Here is a 17,355-nt window from a genome sequence, read left to right as displayed (position 1 = left end):
TTCTTTTATACGAAGCTGCTGCTCCGAACGTTCCCATCCATTTTTTTGAAACCCTTCCCTTTTCTTGTCCGTAACCATAAGAGAAAGCAGGTGACGAATGATGAAAAAGCTGATGGGATGGATGCTTGCTCTGGTTGTTTTTTTCATTCCGCTTCAAGCATCCGCAGTAGAGTTAACCATCGAGGATACGAAGATTAACGCAGACCTTAAGAAAAACGGGGATGTTCATGTAACCGAAGTCCATACCTACACCTTTGAAGGGGATTTCAACGGCATTACCCGGACACTGCTGCCTAAGGAGGGCACATCGATTACGAATGTCCAGGCAGAGGAAAAAGGACAGGAACTTCGTATCGAGCAGGAGGACCATACCTACAAAGTGTTCAGAGACGGTGAAGATGAAACCATCACGATTGATTTATCCTACACCATTCAGAATGGTGTCGAGGTCTTTACGGATGCAGCTCAGTTCTACTATGCATTTTTTGATAAGAGCAATGAAAGTGATTATGAGCAGATGTCCATTACCGTTACACCCCCGGAAAAAGCAGAAGTAAGCACAGCCTATGGAGAAGATTCCGCTTATCAAACCGAGACCATTCAAGAAGACGGGCGTGTCCTATTTGATATGGGCTATGTAAACAGTGGAACGAATGGAAATATCCGTGTCGCATACCCGGCAGACGTGTTTCCGGAAGCCGAGGCTTCTGACACTGCTATACTGAGCAGCATCCAGAACCAAAAACAAGAGTTGGATGAAACGATGGCGGCTCGTCAGGAAGCCGTCAGCAATTGGAAAACGGCTGCCCCTTTCCTCCTGACTCTAACGGCTGCGGCTGCCATTCTTCTATTAGGAACAGGATTTGTCAATCGTTCTGCCGTAAGCCAGGAAGCTCAGCGGCAGAGAGTCGGAAACGGCTTTTTTCCGACAGAGGAAATGAGCCTGCCCGCGTTGATTTATTTCACCAATCATGGGCAGATCACCCATTCAGCCGTTACAGCATCCCTGCTGCATATGATTGACAAAGGCAGCATCAGACAGCATTCCGAAAAAGAATTTGAACTCGTCAGCCGGAAAACAGACAAAGACCACGAGAAGCAGCTGATCACCTGGCTGTTTGATGATATAGCAGAAGGAAATCTGCTTCACATCGACGATCTGGAAGCTTATGCAGAAGAGGAGAAGAACCAGGAACGTTACCGGCTGGCCTTTCAGAAATGGAAGGAAATCGTACGCTGGGAATACCAAAGTCTCAAACTTCGGAAAGAAAACACTTGGCAGCGGTGGACAGCGTTAGGGATGTCGTGTGTCAGTTTGGCTCTCATCTTTATCTTTGGCTACTACACACTGATGCCATCTATGTCAGCAATGATTGGTTTTTCACTCTTTTTCATCATTTTCACGGTCGTGTACAGACCTTTAACCGCAAGAGGGCATCGTGTCCGCGAACAAGCAGAACCCTACAAGACTGGGCACCTGCAGAAAAATGGAGAAGACGAAGCCGGGATCCCTGCTCTGCTCTACCAGATCGGCTTTGGAAAACAGAAGTGGCAGCAGGCAGAGCATCCTTCTTCCTCTTCAACCAATCAGGCTGCTCTATTTCTTATACTGGCAGCAACTTTGGACGCCGGTTTTGACAGAGCAGACACCCACACCGCTGTGTCCGCTGCCTCCTCATCAGGAACAAGCGGAGGGGGAGCTGGTGTCGGAGGCGGCGGTGGAGGATCCGGGGGTTTTTAAATCCCCCCCCTCCTCCCTGTCTTCCTGAAGAAATTCTCTGGATATATCGATGAAATCCTTTAATGGCGGAGAAAGCCATTTATCTTTATGCCACGCCAGCTGCGTAAATAAAGGAGGCTGGGGGCTTTTCCACCCCAAATCAACGATCCTCCCTTCAGAAAGTTCACGTTCAACGACCATTTGAGGAAGCGCAGCAATTCCAAGGCCGGCGATGACACACTGCTTAATCGCTTCGATACTCCCGAATTCCAGCTTATTAAGAGGGGAAATTTCCGAAGCGGCACATACTTGTTCCAAAAGGCTTCGATACGAGCAGCCTTCTTCTGTAAGAAGCAGGGGCTGCCGTTCAATATCACTCAGTTGAAAGGCTTCATTGTCCTTCAACCAGTAATCCGCACCTGCGACAAGCTTAATATCCTCCTGCAGCAAAGGCTCTATCGTCAAAGACTCTTCCGGCCTGGACGTATCCATGATAAAGGCCGCATCCAGTCGTCCATCCATCAGATCCCTGCGGGCGTGAGCATCGGAATGGGCAGGCTTAAAGATTAACTCCACGTGAGGATGACGGCTTTTGAAAGCCTTCAATACAGGCGGGAGCCGGTACGTACACTGACTTTCCTGGGCACCGATCGTAAGCCTCTCCCTCATCCCGTCTTCTCCGTTAAGTGCCAAACGAGCATCCGAGCTGAGTTTCACCATCTTCTCAGCATACCCTTTAAACTGGCGGCCGGCCTCTGTCAGCACCAGCTTCTTTCCGAGACGTTCAAATAATGGGCGTCCAAGCTGAGCTTCCAGCGATTTAATCTGAGCGGTGACACTGGATTGGGCAAAATTGAGCATAGAAGCGGTTTTCGTGAAATTCAAGGTTTCTGCTGCCGTTAAAAATGTGACAAGCTGCTTTTCATCCATTATTAATTCTCCCATCGTTTTTTTCGATGATAACCATTCAAATCATCCGTTTTTATGATTAATGGTTTTAGTATAAGCTAAACGAAGAAGAGAAACAAAAGGAGGTAAAAGAATGAAAATTGCTGTACTGAATGGCGGAAGCCGGCAAGGCGGAAACACAAACATACTTACGGAAAGGTTGGTAAAAGGGCTGGAAGTAACCACCTTTCATCTCGAAGCCTATACCATTAAACCCATTATGGACGGCCGGCATGACGAAGGCGGGTTTCAGCCGGTGGACGATGACTACGAATCCCTGATGGAACAAGTGATGAGTCATGATCTTCTTATTTTTGCTACACCTGTTTACTGGTATTCCATGTCTGCGGCAATGAAACTGTTTATCGACCGGTGGTCCCAGACAATGCGGGAGCCTGAATACGGAGATTTCCGTGAACGGATGTCCAAAAAGCAGGCTGTCGTCCTTGCAGTGGGTGGAGATTCTCCTTATATGAAAGCTCTCCCGCTTCTACAGCAGTTCCAGCATATTTTCCAGTTTGTACACCTGCCTTTTTCAGGTTACGTGCTTGGACAGGCGAACAAACCCGGGGAAATATGGAAGGATCAGCAAGCCTTATTCGCAGCGGATGAGATGAACAAAAAACTCCATACCTTGATAAAGGCATAAAAAAATCCTGGAGCACCAATGCTCCAGGACTTTTCATTTTTATAGGAAGACGAAATACATGATAAACAATCCGCCCAGTGTATACATAATCGGGTGAACCTGCTTCCATTCTCTGCGGGCAATCATCGCAAATGGATAAAGAATGAACCCAAGAGCGATTCCTGTGGCAACACTATACGTGAGCGGCATCATAATAATCGTAACAAACGCGGGTATTGTCACTTCCAGCCGGCTCCAGTCGATTTCTTTGACTTCTACGGCCATCAACGCCCCGACAATAATCAACGCCGGCGCTGTAACTTCAGGAGTAACGACACCGAGAAGCGGTGAAAAGAACAAAGCGATGAAGAAGCAGGCGGAAATGATGACACTGGTAAAACCTGTTCTTCCCCCGACAGCTACACCCGCGGATGACTCTACGAAAGATGCTGTCGTCGATGTTCCAAAGATGGCTCCAAGAACACCGGAAGATGAATCGGCAAGTAAAGCACGACCGGCATTCGGAATTTTATTATCCTTCATCATTCCGGCCTGGCTGGCTACCGCAATCAACGCCCCAGCTGTATCAAAGAAGGCTACGAATAGGAATGTGAAAATTACAGCGATGACTTCCGGCTGAAAAATATCCCCAAGGTGCTGGAAGACGACACCGAATGTCGGAGCCATGCTTGGCACCTCTCCGACAATAGAACCCGGCACATCCACAAGACCGAAAATCATACCGATGATACTTGTTACCACGATACCGTAGAAAATCCCACCGCGGATCCCACGGACAAGCATCATTAGTGTAAGGATAAAACCGAAACCTGCAAGAGCCGTCGTCGGTGATGTCAGGTTACCAATGGTAACGAACGTTTCCTCATTGGAGACGACCAGTCCGGCATTTTTCAGCCCTACAAAGGCAATGAAAAACCCGATTCCCCCCGCAATAGCATGCTTCAAATCTTTAGGAATGACATTGATAATCTTCTCCCGGATTTTAAACAAACTTAAAATCATAAAGATAATGCCGGCTATAAATACCCCGGTCAAGGCCACCTGCCATTCAATTCCCATACCAATGACGACAGAGAAGGTGAAAAATGAATTCAATCCCATACTTGGCGCGATACCTACTGGGAAGTTCGCCATGAGACCGATCAGCAGGGAACCAAAGATAGCAGATAAAGCCGTTGCTGTGAACAATGCTCCCTGATCCATCCCCGCCTGACTGAGGATGATTGGATTCACAACCAGAATATAAGCCATAGACAAAAACGTGGTCACACCGGCCATCGTTTCTTTTTTTATCGTTGTCCCTCTTTCCTCAAACTGAAAGAAGTTTTTCATGATGTTCCCTCCTAAACAAAAAAACACCGGCAGCTGCCGATGCGTATACTAAGGGAAAGGTCCATCTATTTTCCCTTGTAGACGAGCTATTTCCGGTAGCTGGTAGAGACGCTCAGGCCGTATTCCTGAACTTATACAAGGTGTTTCGTCAATTAAATTATAGAGAGAATCATAACAACGGAAAAGTAACGGGTCAATCCTTTTTTATGATGTTCTATTATTCTCATTTTTCTTATAAATCCAGAGTTTCTAAGGTTATGAGCAGATGTAAACCTCTCGTTTCCCATTTGCAACCGTTCGTTGACAATCTTCCACTCTAACAGTATAGAAAATTCTTCCATTGTTTTCTATACTGGATGTAACAAAGATGAAGGGGGCTTTCCATGAACTTTGGAGAAAAGCTGTTTCAATTAAGAAAGGAAAAGGGATTGTCGCAGGAAGCACTCGCTGAGCAGCTGCAGACCTCCCGTCAGGCCGTTAGTAAATGGGAGAATGGTCAGGGATATCCAGAAACAGAGAAGCTGCTGACCATTGGCAGCATTTTCAATGTGTCGATGGACTACCTATTAAAAAAAGAGTCAGAACGAGAACCTGAGGAGGAACAGGGGTATTACGTCAGTCGTGAAATGGCCGAAGCACATTTCACCTACGTAAACTCCATGGGACGTTCTCTGGCCGTAAGCCTCAGTCTGTTCCTGCTTGGTTTAGTACCCTACTTCCTTTTTAAAGGATCACCCGAATTTCTCGCAGTCATGATTGCAGGCCTCGCTGCTGCAGGGGTGATCTTCTTTATTAAAGCCATGACGACCAAAGGTGCAGAAAACTATGAAATCATAAGCAGCAGGGAATTGATCTTTGACCCTGGGTTCAAAACCGAAATCACGGACCGTTTTGAATCCGTCCGAACCCGACTCGTCTCTTTTCTCATGCTCGGGGTAGTCCTTGCCGGAACCGGATTTATCACCCTGCTTCTTGAAGAAAATGGAGTGACCAACGGGGCTCTGTCTGCGTACTACCCTGTGATTACCATAATATCAGCAGCCGGAGTGTTTATCCTTGCCCGTGTCATTGCTGCGTTCACAGCATACGACCTGTTGATCAATCATGAAAAACATAGTCAGAAAAGAAAGGAAAAATCTGAAAAGAAACTGCGTAGGAAATGGAAAGAATGGATCTAACACACAAAAAAGCTGCCCCTGACGGACAGCTTTTTTTCTTATAAGTTTACGGTAACTTCGCCTTCTTCACGAAGCTTGTCTACAAGCTTTTGTGTTTCTTCGGACTGCTTCTGCGTTTGAAGGTTTTGCTTAATTTGATCTTTCACATCTTCATAGGCAGGAGTTTCCTGTTCTGTTTCCGCACTTTCCTGCTGCTCGACAGCTTTGTCGTACTCCGCTTTTACTTCATCTTCTGTCGGAGCTTCTACATTCACTTCTTCTTCAAGAAGCTGATCGACTTTCAGCTGGGAACGGACCTGGGAAAGGACTTCATCTTCCTTCATCCCCTGGTTGGCAAGCTCTTCAAGAAACTTGTCCTTGGATTCCATCTGGTTCTGCTCGGCAAGGTCTGTCAGCATTTGATCGACTTCTTCATCGGATACCTCGTAATCACGGCTTTCAGCTTCCTGGACGAGCAGTTCCTGGCCGACAAGGTTGTTGGCGACATCTTTCTTCAACTGATCCTGATCAAGCTCTGTACCTGTCATTTGAGACTGCATAGCCATCTGTTGGAATTGGCCTTGATACGTCGTTTCGAAATCCTCTTTCGTAATCTTTTCTCCATTGACTTCTGCGACTACATCCGGAATGTTTTCAAGATCCGGCTCAGGAGCTTCGGGCTGCTCGCCTTCCGTCTGCTCTTCCTGTGTCGTCTCAGTCTCTTCTTTATTATCATCAGAGGCTCCTTCATCTTCCCCGCACGCAGCAAGTAAAGCAACAAAGGCAGCCAGCATTAATCCCAATAACCATTTTTTATTCAATGTCATTTCTCCTTTTTCATCTGGTTGTGTAAGCCATTGTAACACGCAACCGGCTTCTGTAAATAGAACGCAGCTGCTCGACTATCCAGATTTCAGTTTGTTTGCACGTCTGAAAACCGGGATTGCAGCTTTTACAGGCAGAAGCGTGTGGATGGATAAACAAATGTGGAAAGTTTGTAAAAAAACGATGACAACATGTCACAGAACCCCTCATTCAGGAAGGGGAAGCCATTCGTTCTTCCATAGTTTAACAGGGATTCACATCTCTTAAAAGTCCTCTCTCATAAATAGGTCCTTTTTCACGTTTGATTTTTTCGAATAGTTGAAATTATCGACGTCCTCTTATAGTATAATGTCTATAAATGGTTTTCTAGTTTTTTGATTTCCGTAGAGGAGTGAGCACATGTTAAAGGAATCTGACTTCCCGACTCAAGAACTGAAAGAGCAGTGGATCAAAGTACGAAATAAAAAACTGGAGGAAATGGCTCAATACATCCAGCGGTACTTCCACCTTACGAAGGTGAGGGAAAATCCAAGCAGTTATGAGGTTCAAGGCTACTTTTATCAGCCTGGATTCGGAGAAGTGAGAATGGCGTTTGAGTTCAGTTACGAGAACGTCGCCAAATTCACGGATCTATTCGACGAACCGATTGAAAAATAGCAGACAGTAAAAAAAGGACCTTCAAAGAAAGGTCCTTTTTTAATGCTTCCCTTTCACGGTGCGGCCCGCATAAACCGTCGGGGCCGTTTCTGACGGTACTAGGAGGACCGGCCACCAAAACGGAGACCCACGCCACCCCTGTTCTTTTTTTCCTTCCTGTCTCAGCATAATCAGCGCTGGGAAGTTACGGGCGAGACGGCGTGCTTCCGCAAGTTCTCCCTCCCCACGCCCGGGAGTATCCGGGGAATTCTCATAACTGCCATCCTTCTTCAGGCGCTGGATGTTCCTGTTTTTCCTCGCAAGGACCCAGACAAGCGCCTCTTTCCCTGATTCTGCGGTCAAATAGTCCAGAACCCCTTCATATTCATCCATGGAAAAGTCATGCCCCTCTTCCATTTCCAACGTCTCATGAACAAGGCTGAGCAGACGTTTCGCTTCTCCGACAGGAACGAGATACGCTCCGTCTCGTTCTTTTAAGGCGGCCCTTTTCAATTGAGCCACCCGATCATCCAGCTCCCGAATCTGCTTTTGTATATGGGTCTTATAACCAGTCTGGAACCCGACAGGCAGCATCCGTTTGTGCGGCTTCATGGTGAGCACATTGGAAAGGAGGATTTTGTTCGGACTGCAGGGGATGACTTCTTCGGTAACATCCCTTTGGATAAAGACCACTCCCTGATCATGCCCTCCTCTTTCAAACGCCTGTCTGAGCGCTGAGTCAAACTCATGAATCCTCTTCATCACGGTATATATCCGTGCCGTCGTATAAAAACGGGTAACTGCTAGATCAGCTGCAGGACGGGCCCCGTACATCCGGGAATGCTGCAGTACCGTGTCCTGCTGGAACGACTTCGGGTTTCTTCCATAGAAAAATCCGATCAGATTATGGATGGTCACCCCACGGTCCAGAATCTGTCCTCCGATAAATATATTCATAGGAGCACGCAGCTTCAACTCTCCTTTATAATCCAGCAGATCCTGTACATCTTTTTCAGAATTGACGACACTGCTTACCACGTATTCTTCATTCAAAGAACGACGGACTTCCTCATAAACCTGACTGAAATCCGGTGTCGGCGATTTCTTCAGTTTACTCACGGACCGGACCAAATCGTCATAAGCTGCACGGATCAACGTTTGAAATGTGACAGTTTCCTTGTCCGCTTCTTCCGTAAGCAGTTTTTCAAAGCCTTCGATCAGCTCAGCCTGCCAGGCGTGGGCACTTTTCCCACGCTCTGTATGAATGATAAAGGAATACTTCTCTTCGCGTTTTCCCTTCAACCGCTGCTGACAGCGCCGGATGGACGCACCAACGATAAAGTTCACAACGGCCATTCGAATGTTGGATATATTCTTCTGCTCCAGAAGCTGATCCATTTTCACCCGGCGGCCGTCCATCTTCTTCATTACTTCCAGTTCTTTTTCGTTCACTTCATGAAAAAGATAGGAAGCCAGATGATCTTCCTTTTCACTCATTTCAAAGTAGACATCCCCGCCGATATACCGGTTATGAACGGGTACCAGTTCCGTAAAGGACGGACGGATCGGTTCAAACACCTTGCCCTTATGGATCGTCATGTCCTCCGGTTGGAGATACAGCGAATATGGAGTGGCGGTTACCTGTAGAAACGCCGTGTCTTTGATTTTCTTACGGAGCTCATTGATCTTTGTCGCAATCACGCGCATCTGCTTCAGGTTTTGATCCCGCTTATATTCATAAGCGACACTGGCAAAATCCGCTTCATCATCAATGAAGAGAACTCGCTTCTCCTTTAATTGTGGATACTTTTCTTCAAGAGCACCCCGCAGGCGTTCCAAGTTATGTGTCTCTTTCTTCACAATCAGAGCAAGCTTTTGATTCCACTCATATTTTCTAAGATTGTCAGGCATGGACATAATGTCATAGACTCTCATCGCATCCTCGTCTACAGCATCTGAAAATTCTTCGTGAAGGCGGGCATACGTCTGGCGGACGAGAGCGTTCGTTCCTTTCGTTAAAAGGATGACAACATCAAACCCGTTATCATACATCAATCCCATAATCCCTATAAAGGTCCGGGTTTTTCCGGACTGCACTTTTCCAAGAAGCATCCCCGGACGCTGTTCGGAAGTCGCTGATGACGTAAGCTTGGCGGCGGTACGGACCATCGTCTCGCGTACCTGCTGCTTATATTCATTTTTTTTATTCAAATATTTAAAAAAGGCCCCATCTGTTTTGAGGTCCTGCAGGCTTTCAGTCATTATGAAATCTCCTTTTCGCAAAAACAACATTATTATACAGGAGACTTCCACATAAAAAAAGCGGGGATGCCTTAAACACCGGCTTCCCCATTTTCTTCGGGATCCTTCAGTTCATCCTTCGACACATCACGTCCGAAAATTGCGCTGACTTTTTCTCCTGCCTGCTCTTTCACATCCTCATCGATATGGGAGAGGACCTGGTAGACCGCATACAAAATGACGGCACTGTCATCTGTAAAACCAACCGCTGGAAGAACATCAGGGATGGCATCCACCGGAAGAATCAAGTAACCAAGCGCACCGGCAATGGTCAACTTTGCCTTCTTCGGTGTATTCGGACTTTGAAAGGCATAGTATAACAACAGGCTGTAATAGACGAGCTGAGTCCCCAGACGGCTGCTGTAAGCTTTTAATTTCTTCATCGTTTCTCTTTCTGAAAAATACCCGCGGCTTCGTGCAATCATCTGCTTCGGACGTAAATCCCTCCAAGAACGTGACTCCGACATGCGTTCTCCTCCTTTTTATTTAACATTCACCAATTTATCCTCTCTCAATCATTTCCCAGGAAATAGATCAATCTCCGACAGGAAATACGAGATTTGTAAAACCTTCACTAGTTTTGTCGAACCTCTATCTAACGCTTACAGTTTTCCTTCTACTTTGATACGTTTAACTTACGAATGTCAAAGTTTCCTAAATTTAGATTTTCAATGACAAAGGAGAGGGATCGAATGGAATTGGATCAACTGGAAATGAACACATCAATCGAAGAGGATGAAAAGACGAAGCCTTATTATACTGCACTGGTTGGATGGAGTGTCCAAGCCATTGAAGCGGCCGCACGGATGAACCGCCCGTTCATCGTCGTAGGTCCCGCGGAATTTCAACCGTATGCCGAGAAGCACGATATTCCTTTTGTAGGCTGGGACTTCAATAAACTGAATGAAGGATCGGATCAATTGTATAAGCAGCTCCGGGATATGGGAGCCGAGGTGGCTGTTCCATTATATGAAGAGTGTGTCGAATGGGCCGGGGCGCTGAACGCCAGATTCAGAGAGGATCCGAAAGTCTTCAACCGTTCCCTTCTGCTCCGTGACAAAGGGATGATGAAGCGGAAAGCACAGATTTCCGGTATTAAAGTCGGGGTGTTTGAGGAGGCAAGAGATAAAGAAGATGTGGAACGTTTCTTGAAAAGAGTGAATGAAGCGTTATTGAAGCTTGAAGGCGACCACTATGACCCGATTCACGTGAAACCTCTGGACAAAGCGGGATCTGTCGGTCACTTGGCGGTGTATACAAAAGAAGACATCAACCAGATTCAGGATACAGATTTTCCTCTTTTGATGGAAAGTCATCTGGATGGACAGGAATTCTCCTGTGAAGCGTTCATTCATAAAGGAAAAGTCCAGTTCCTGAATATTACGGAATATGTGCGCCTCGGGTATTCCAATTTCGTTCCTGCCTCTCCTTCTTTGGAAGAAAAACGTCCATTGATCGAAAAGGCTGTGCAGCAGCTTGTGGATGCCTTTGAAATCGAGTACGGCGTGATCCACCCGGAATATTTCATTACCCAGGATGGCACGCTCCACTTCGGTGAAGTGGCGGCGCGTGTACCGGGCGGCCATATTTTCGAACTGATTGAGCGGGCGTACGGTTTCAGTGCGTATGAAGCACAGATCTTATGCAGTGACCCAAGCACGACGGAGGAAGAACTTAAAGAATTCTTCCCTGATCCGTATGATTATCAAAACTATGCGGGGTGCCTGATGGTTCATCCGGGCATCGAATATGTCGAGGATTTAAAGATTCCGGAAGAGCTTGAGGATCATCCCTATTTTGAAAAGCATGATATGTTCACACCGCCACAAGGGAAAGTTGCGGAACGTGTCGGGTTTGGGAACCATTATGGAACCATCTTTTTCTTCGGACGTGACAGTGAAGAAATGCGTGACCTTCTGGAAACGTACGAAACGTATAATTTCTACATTTAAGTTCTCTCAAAAAGAGAAAGGAGTAGTCACATGCCTCAAACCACAGGTGCTCTTGCTGAACGATTCATTTACGCCCTGGACCAGCTGGCCCAGGCTCCTTCCTTTGTAAAATCAAAATATCAGACCGATGTCTATCAGGAAGCCAACCGTTTGATTGACGCAGACGATGGATTTGAAAACCTTTATCAGCATGCCGCACGTTTTGAAGAGGCCGGCGTTTTTCAGGACGGTCCGTGGGAATCCGCTGAGAAACTTCAGCCTCCCCTCGTAGGCGGATCCTTGAAAGCCAAAGGGCTGCCTATGATTATCGAAGTGCTGAGCGAGCTGCGGATGCTGGCTATAGCCGAAGGAAAGGCTTCTAATTCGAGTGTGACCCGTACAATGGCTGAAGAGTTCCTCAATGAAGTCATGGTATTGAACCTGAACCTTCTTTTTCCAGATGCCAGCGAAAGTGCGCGGATTGAAAAGCATGAAAATGACGAGAAAGCTGAAAAACTGTTTACGTTTCTTTCCACTCATTTATCGTCGACCGCCCTCATTCAGACCCTTATTCATGAGATTAAACGGCTGACTGCCCAACGCCCTATCATGATCAAGCGGATCGTATCAATGATCAGGATGGCCAAAGAAATGGTCAGCCAGGATACAGAGAAGAATGATACAACAGAATTGAAACAGTTCATAGCTGCCATTGAAGGCCCCTCACCACTGAGCGGGCAGTTCAAGGATGTCCATGCGTACCGCAGCCAGCTGAAGACGATCCCCAGGGCTGACTTGATTTCAGAAAGTGTCGCGCTTGCCACATCGATGCGGGACACCGGTTTAGTCGCTCCCCATCATGCGACACTGCTGAGATTTCTAAGCAAGCAGAATCCTGGTCTGTTAACGTATGCCCTGAGCCTTAACAGTAAGGGCAGTGCCAACCTTGAAGAAAACCGGGAGTTAGTGATCCAGTTGATCCGCTCGTCCATTTTCCCAGGCACGAGACAAGCCATTTACGGACTTGCGATGATGCTTGAACGCGGGGTCCTCTCCCACTCACCCGTAGCCCCGGGACTGCGCAGGCTCATAGAGCTTGATATCCGGCCGGATGTCAGGAATGCACTCTATTCCACAACCAATACCGGGGAAGGTGTGACAGCCAACAGTATTCTCGTCGCCGGCACCATCCAGGTCCTCGGTCAGCCGATGGGGGTCGGGCAAGGATTTAATCCGACCTGTCAGGCTGCGAGAGGAATCAGCTTATGGGCCCAGCATGCCCCTGGATTCCTGCTCGAGATCATTCCGAGAGCAGCCAGAGATGGGGACTTGGATTTCACATTTGAAGGTGCTCAGATCCATTCCAAAGACTTAAAAGGCGGGCTCGCCCCCGATCTTCATAAAGAGCTTGACCCTGTATCCCTCGTACTCGTCCCGCACTTAGATAAAATTTACAGCGAGATGATGACACGTGTTGCCCTCCGCGGAGAAGACGGCCACCGCTGGGTAAACCCGGCTTTTTACGGCAACTGGGTGCAGAAAGGGTTCAGTTCGGTCTTCGATCCCATCACAGGGTATGTTCTGGATTACAACGGATTTATCAAGCTCTTCTATGCGACCCATCATCCAGACTACAATGACGACTATGAATTGATTTATCCGAATCCTGTCGGCATATTCATTACAAATGTCCATGGAAAGCTGCTCGGGCTTCATGCCGTTTCCATTACAAGGATTGCAAAAGACCCGCAGGGCATTTACCGTATTTACTTCTACAACCCGAATAACGACGGCTCCCAGAACTGGGGACAGAATATTGAGCCAAGCGTAAACGGGAGTGGAGAACAGGAAGGGGAAAGCTCGCTTCCCTTTGATGCATTCACATCAAGGCTGTACGCTTTCCATTACAACCCTTATGAACAGGGAGATGCCTACGCTGTTGAAAACACGATCGTACAGAATATACGTACGCTTGCTCAGGAAAGCTGGGGCAGAGATTATACGTGGGTATAACAAAAACCCGGACTCATTTGATATGAGTCCGGGTTTTTAAAGTTTCACTCCTTATACCCCTCCGTCCCTGAGAAATATTCTTCAAGTAATTCTCCTAAGGTTATCCCCCAGCGATCCATGATCCTCCGCTCAAATCGGGCAATGGAAAATTTCCGCTTCAAATCCAGCGCATGTTCCGACATCCCCATGAAATCAGCCAGAGCTAATAATTCTTTGTAGGCAAGCTTTTCCGTCATCATCGTTCCACAAGCCTTACCGTAGGCTTCATACTTCACCCGGGCTGCTTCCAGCACATGAATCAAGGGGCGTGTTTTGAAGTAATGAACAGCTTCTGCCCGTCTGCTCTTTTTATTCACTCCCTCCACTCCGTTCCATCATTTTCCTTAATGTACTATATGTATGCAGAAGGCTCACCGTTCAACATTCCCCTTGCCGTCAGAATTAGAAGAATGTCCAGCATTGCGGTTTTTCGGGTTGGTTGAAAAGATCGACCGGCTTGGATACAGTGGCTCTGCCTGATTTTTCAAGTGCGTTTAATGACACACACCCCATCATTAAGGAGGAAAACGAGCCGATATCAAGTTCTATATGAACCTCCGCCTCCTCTTTGGCCGGGGATGGTCTCCCTGCCGCAAACTGCCAGACAGCTTCATAGGTTTCCCCAAGCAGACTGTCTTTCACTGTCCATCCCACCCGGATTGTATCTCTGCCGAAGGACTGATGGGTAACAGCATCCAGGAAAGCCGGGATATTTATAATGCGGTACATCAGTCCGCGTCCCTGCTCAGCGGTTTTATGGTATATAGAATGAATTAAATGATTCTCTTCGTGGACAGGATTATGTAATGTGAAACTGAAATCTTCATCAAACGTCGGAAATCTGACCGATTGGACTTGGTCTTTCTGATTATGCAGCTGGGTTAAAAGAGTTTGATAAGCTTCCTTCGTCGTATAGAAAAAGTTTTTGATGTGCAGGTCGTTTTCAAGGAAGTGCCCTCCTGCCTTGAATTCGAACGTCATATACCCTTCCAGTCTTCCATTATTCCGAACCCCGATCGTATGCTGCTCCGGCTTCTCTAAAAAAGCAAAACCATAAGGAGGGATATCCGTGGCGCCATGGGTCCGGCCGGCCCAGGTCTGGTAGCAGGTATGAACCTCCTCTACGTGATCAGCGGTGAGCATCTGAACGTCCAGGCTCGGTTGAAAACCCGGGAGTTGAGCAGGATGAAACTGATAGACAGACAACGCCGGGCCGATCCCAAAGCCCATTTTTTGATAGAAGGACGGCTGAAAAGGATAAAGGTGCGTCACTATACGTCCATCTTTTCTGGCATCCAGTAAAAACTTCGTAATGATCCGCTTGGCGTGTCCCTGTTTTTTGTAAGGAAGATCTACGGCTACCGTGCCTATCCCTGCGCCTTCTACTTTCCGGTCATACACTTGAATCCTATGATCGTAAGCAAAATAACCTCCAATAAGGGAGGAGCCGTCGTACAATCCTACTGGATGGACATCTTCGTACCCGGAAATCTTCCTGCGGTGAGTGGTATAGCGCTCCTGGTCCTCCGCTGTCAAAAGGTTCATTCCGGGATAACACCGGCGGGAGAGGTCTGTAAATGCTTCAAAGTCCTTTAATTGTTTAAACTCCATGAAATGCCTCCTTTATTATTCCACTCTACCATTTTCTCTCATTACGATTTGGAAATCTATTGTTTCGGCTGTTCAGAGATGGGGAAACATAAATCAACGAAAGAATGGAGGTTTGTCCCGTGAAAGATACGGCTGCTAGAACAGCATTCAACTGTTCCACTGAATACGGTCAACTGCTGGACGTACTCGTCTCGGAGCCCCGTCATATGAGAATTGAAACTAAAATCAATGAAACACAGAAACATTATGAGGAAATACAGACGAATACAGCGTTACAGCAGCACAGGGATTTTGTCCACCTTCTAAAAGCGGAGGGGATTACCGTCCACCTGCTCCCCTCTAAATCCAGCCTGCATGAACAAGTTTTCACAAGAGATATCGGCTTCGTCATCGGTTCTCATTTCTACACCAGTTCTATGAAAGAAGATGTCCGTAAAGGTGAAACGAGTGAATTAACGGCCTGGATGAACAGCCGTGACACGAATGACATCCGTACTTTTCACCATCCGATAGAAGGCGGCGACGTCCTCGTCGATGGAAACACAATCTGGATTGGTCACAGCGGGCGTACTTCGATGGAAGCTGTTCAAGAACTCAAACAGCAGGAACCGGATAGAGATGTGAACGTTCTTTCACTTGCGGATGGAATCCTTCATCTGGACTGTGTATTGAATATCCTGGATGCTCACACAGCCATCGCTTATCCAGAAGCGTTTACAGATGAGGGTTGGCAGATGATCCGGGATCGGTTCGAGGTCATCCCTGTCACAAAGGACGAAACGTTCCATATGGGTCCGAATGTGCTTTCGATTGGCAGAAACAAAGTGATCAGCCTCTCCCTTCACACCCGGTTGAATGAGATTTTGGAAGAGAAAGGGTTCGAAGTGCTCCCCATTGATTTTTCAGAAATTATTAAATCCGGCGGGGCTTTCCGCTGCTGCACCCTCCCTTTGTATCGGGAAGATCCAAGAGATGCATCTGTTCAATGATTATATAAAGAAAGGTGGTTGGTTTCATGGATACGCAACAATATTTCAGTAAAACATATCAAGAATCGCGCGATCGTTTTCGGAAGCTGCTTCCTCAGGTAAAGAAACGGTGGCCACAGGCTTCCCTTCATACCGAATACATCGGAAATGAAGAAGATTTAACCATCGACTTCATTTATGCCGATGCCACTGTAAACAATGATCAGGTCATGTTCATGACGACAGGTGAACACGGAATCGAAGGATACGCGGGAGCGGCCGTTATAAAAATGTTTGTCGAAAAGCACCTATCCGGCATGGATGCGGATCATACAGGATTATGCCTCGTCCACAGCATTAACCCTTGGGGGATGAAGCATTTCCGCAGGGTCACAGAAAATAATGTGGACTTAAACCGGAATTATATTTATAAGACTGAACATGTGCCTGAGGATTTGAACACAAACTATCGTGATGCAAGCCGTCTGTTCCAGCCGAATGGCAGCTTAAAGGAAATTCCAAGAGAAAAGACAGCTCTCTATGAATATTTGACCAAAGGAATGGCAGAACAGGGATACAAAGCCGTGAAGTCCGCCAAGGGCATGGGACAGTATGAATTTGAAAAGGGCGTTTATTATGGAGGAAAAGAAGAAGAATTGTCTGCTTCCATTATGAAAACGTGGCAGAGGAAAATGCTGAATGACTACAGCCGGGTGATCCATATGGACTGGCACACAGCACTCGGGCCGACCAATGAAGTGACGATGGTGATTTCAGACCTTGAAGAAAGAGATGTAGATACACTGAAAGAAGATTATCATATGGAGAACATCGAAAAATTCAGTCCCTCAAAAGTCAAAGGCGATTCAACCAATCACTTTTATGAACTGCAGCAAAATGAGTTTCCTGAACGCAGTCTTTTATCGGCGCTGTTCGAGTTCGGTACATTCGGAACAAGCCGCGAGGCGGAGCTTAGAGAGTTCACAACGATTATTCTGGAAAATGAACTGTACTGGGAAGGTGCCGAACACGAAGAAGACCGGCGATGGATCCTGCAGGAACTTCGGAACATGTTCTACCCTGTAGAGCAGGAATGGCGTGAGGCGGTACTCACAGAAGCAGAAAAAGTGATTATATCCGTCATGAAACGCGAAAGTATGGTAAACGATCTGTCAGCAGTAACTTCGATAACTAAAGCCTGAGAGCCAGCTGCCTCTCAGGCTTT

At 47.0% G+C, this 17,355-nt stretch carries 15 protein-coding genes and 1 riboswitch; of the genes, 8 read left to right on the top strand and 7 right to left on the bottom strand.

What is annotated here, in order from left to right; translation table 11 throughout:
- Positions 1-97: 97 nt before the first annotated feature.
- Positions 98-1,741: a DUF2207 domain-containing protein gene (locus ACXAGL_RS10970; protein WP_474991185.1), complete on the top strand. Its 1,644-nt coding sequence runs from the start codon at positions 98-100 to the stop codon at positions 1,739-1,741.
- Here the strand turns inward: ACXAGL_RS10970 and ACXAGL_RS10965 are convergent.
- Positions 1,679-2,650, bottom strand: coding sequence for a LysR family transcriptional regulator (locus tag ACXAGL_RS10965; protein ID WP_474991184.1), 972 nt, complete (start codon positions 2,648-2,650; stop codon positions 1,679-1,681). The genes ACXAGL_RS10970 and ACXAGL_RS10965 overlap by 63 nt on opposite strands.
- Before the next feature lie 112 nt (positions 2,651-2,762).
- On the opposite strand from ACXAGL_RS10965, the gene ACXAGL_RS10960 reads away from it, so the two are divergent.
- Positions 2,763-3,317, top strand: a complete 555-nt coding sequence (locus ACXAGL_RS10960; RefSeq protein ID WP_474967480.1) for a flavodoxin family protein — start codon at positions 2,763-2,765, stop codon at positions 3,315-3,317.
- Between the two features lie 39 nt (positions 3,318-3,356).
- On the opposite strand, the gene ACXAGL_RS10955 is transcribed toward ACXAGL_RS10960, so the two are convergent.
- A complete protein-coding gene (locus ACXAGL_RS10955) occupies positions 3,357-4,649 on the bottom strand; it encodes an NCS2 family permease (RefSeq protein WP_474967479.1) in 1,293 nt (430 codons plus the stop codon).
- 58 nt (positions 4,650-4,707) lie between these two features.
- A riboswitch (purine riboswitch) is annotated at positions 4,708-4,808 on the bottom strand.
- A gap of 224 nt (positions 4,809-5,032) precedes the next feature.
- On the opposite strand from ACXAGL_RS10955, the gene ACXAGL_RS10950 reads away from it, so the two are divergent.
- Positions 5,033-5,827 (top strand): helix-turn-helix domain-containing protein, encoded by a 795-nt coding sequence (locus tag ACXAGL_RS10950; RefSeq protein WP_474991183.1) that lies wholly within the window; start codon positions 5,033-5,035, stop codon positions 5,825-5,827.
- Positions 5,828-5,865: 38 nt separating this feature from the next.
- On the opposite strand, the gene ACXAGL_RS10945 is transcribed toward ACXAGL_RS10950, so the two are convergent.
- Complete coding sequence (locus ACXAGL_RS10945) at positions 5,866-6,633, bottom strand: SurA N-terminal domain-containing protein (RefSeq protein ID WP_474992361.1); 768 nt, start codon at positions 6,631-6,633, stop codon at positions 5,866-5,868.
- A 397-nt stretch (positions 6,634-7,030) separates the two neighbouring features.
- Between ACXAGL_RS10945 and ACXAGL_RS10940 the strand changes: the two genes are divergently transcribed.
- Complete coding sequence (locus tag ACXAGL_RS10940; RefSeq protein WP_027955811.1) at positions 7,031-7,288, top strand: hypothetical protein; 258 nt, start codon at positions 7,031-7,033, stop codon at positions 7,286-7,288.
- A 39-nt stretch (positions 7,289-7,327) separates the two neighbouring features.
- On the opposite strand, the gene ACXAGL_RS10935 is transcribed toward ACXAGL_RS10940, so the two are convergent.
- Together ACXAGL_RS10935 and ACXAGL_RS10930 are read right to left on the bottom strand one after the other, a co-directional pair.
- A complete protein-coding gene (locus tag ACXAGL_RS10935; protein ID WP_474991182.1) occupies positions 7,328-9,529 on the bottom strand; it encodes a Z1 domain-containing protein in 2,202 nt (733 codons plus the stop codon).
- 71 nt (positions 9,530-9,600) lie between these two features.
- The gene (locus tag ACXAGL_RS10930; protein ID WP_474991181.1) at positions 9,601-10,035 is read right to left on the bottom strand and encodes a YkvA family protein; all 435 of its coding nucleotides are present in this window, start codon (positions 10,033-10,035) and stop codon (positions 9,601-9,603) included.
- 225 nt (positions 10,036-10,260) lie between these two features.
- Here ACXAGL_RS10930 and ACXAGL_RS10925 point away from each other — a divergent pair, with 225 nt between their 5' ends.
- Positions 10,261-11,520 (top strand): ATP-grasp domain-containing protein, encoded by a 1,260-nt coding sequence (locus tag ACXAGL_RS10925; RefSeq protein ID WP_474967475.1) that lies wholly within the window; start codon positions 10,261-10,263, stop codon positions 11,518-11,520.
- 30 nt (positions 11,521-11,550) lie between these two features.
- On the top strand, positions 11,551-13,512 hold the full coding sequence (locus tag ACXAGL_RS10920) for a hypothetical protein (protein ID WP_474967474.1): 1,962 nt from the start codon (positions 11,551-11,553) through the stop codon (positions 13,510-13,512).
- Between the two features lie 44 nt (positions 13,513-13,556).
- Here the strand turns inward: ACXAGL_RS10920 and ACXAGL_RS10915 are convergent, their stop codons facing one another.
- Together ACXAGL_RS10915 and ACXAGL_RS10910 are read right to left on the bottom strand one after the other, a co-directional pair.
- Positions 13,557-13,868, bottom strand: coding sequence for a hypothetical protein (locus ACXAGL_RS10915; protein ID WP_474967473.1), 312 nt, complete (start codon positions 13,866-13,868; stop codon positions 13,557-13,559).
- 85 nt (positions 13,869-13,953) lie between these two features.
- A complete protein-coding gene (locus tag ACXAGL_RS10910) occupies positions 13,954-15,162 on the bottom strand; it encodes a GNAT family N-acetyltransferase (RefSeq protein ID WP_474991180.1) in 1,209 nt (402 codons plus the stop codon).
- Between the two features lie 119 nt (positions 15,163-15,281).
- Between ACXAGL_RS10910 and ACXAGL_RS10905 the strand changes: the two genes are divergently transcribed.
- Positions 15,282-16,151: a dimethylarginine dimethylaminohydrolase family protein gene (locus ACXAGL_RS10905; protein ID WP_474991179.1), complete on the top strand. Its 870-nt coding sequence runs from the start codon at positions 15,282-15,284 to the stop codon at positions 16,149-16,151.
- 26 nt (positions 16,152-16,177) lie between these two features.
- On the top strand, positions 16,178-17,332 hold the full coding sequence (locus ACXAGL_RS10900; protein ID WP_474991178.1) for a M14 family metallopeptidase: 1,155 nt from the start codon (positions 16,178-16,180) through the stop codon (positions 17,330-17,332).
- Positions 17,333-17,355: the final 23 nt, after the last annotated feature.

This window comes from Halobacillus sp. ABA4_118 (assembly GCF_056160205.1).
This window is presented reverse-complemented; position numbering and strand designations above follow the sequence as displayed.

Bases quoted from the DNA above. Each gene is read 5' to 3' on its own strand.
- ACXAGL_RS10945 (WP_474992361.1), bottom strand. From the start codon at position 6,633: ATGACATTGAATAAAAAATGGTTATTGGGATTAATGCTGGCTGCCTTT.
- ACXAGL_RS10920 (WP_474967474.1), top strand. From the start codon at position 11,551: ATGCCTCAAACCACAGGTGCTCTTGCTGAACGATTCATTTACGCCCTG.
- ACXAGL_RS10900 (WP_474991178.1), top strand. From the start codon at position 16,178: ATGGATACGCAACAATATTTCAGTAAAACATATCAAGAATCGCGCGAT.
- ACXAGL_RS10950 (WP_474991183.1), top strand. From the start codon at position 5,033: ATGAACTTTGGAGAAAAGCTGTTTCAATTAAGAAAGGAAAAGGGATTG.
- ACXAGL_RS10930 (WP_474991181.1), bottom strand. From the start codon at position 10,035: ATGTCGGAGTCACGTTCTTGGAGGGATTTACGTCCGAAGCAGATGATT.
- ACXAGL_RS10925 (WP_474967475.1), top strand. From the start codon at position 10,261: ATGGAATTGGATCAACTGGAAATGAACACATCAATCGAAGAGGATGAA.
- ACXAGL_RS10955 (WP_474967479.1), bottom strand. From the start codon at position 4,649: ATGAAAAACTTCTTTCAGTTTGAGGAAAGAGGGACAACGATAAAAAAA.
- ACXAGL_RS10970 (WP_474991185.1), top strand. From the start codon at position 98: ATGATGAAAAAGCTGATGGGATGGATGCTTGCTCTGGTTGTTTTTTTC.
- ACXAGL_RS10935 (WP_474991182.1), bottom strand. From the start codon at position 9,529: ATGACTGAAAGCCTGCAGGACCTCAAAACAGATGGGGCCTTTTTTAAA.
- ACXAGL_RS10940 (WP_027955811.1), top strand. From the start codon at position 7,031: ATGTTAAAGGAATCTGACTTCCCGACTCAAGAACTGAAAGAGCAGTGG.
- ACXAGL_RS10965 (WP_474991184.1), bottom strand. From the start codon at position 2,650: ATGGATGAAAAGCAGCTTGTCACATTTTTAACGGCAGCAGAAACCTTG.
- ACXAGL_RS10910 (WP_474991180.1), bottom strand. From the start codon at position 15,162: ATGGAGTTTAAACAATTAAAGGACTTTGAAGCATTTACAGACCTCTCC.
- ACXAGL_RS10960 (WP_474967480.1), top strand. From the start codon at position 2,763: ATGAAAATTGCTGTACTGAATGGCGGAAGCCGGCAAGGCGGAAACACA.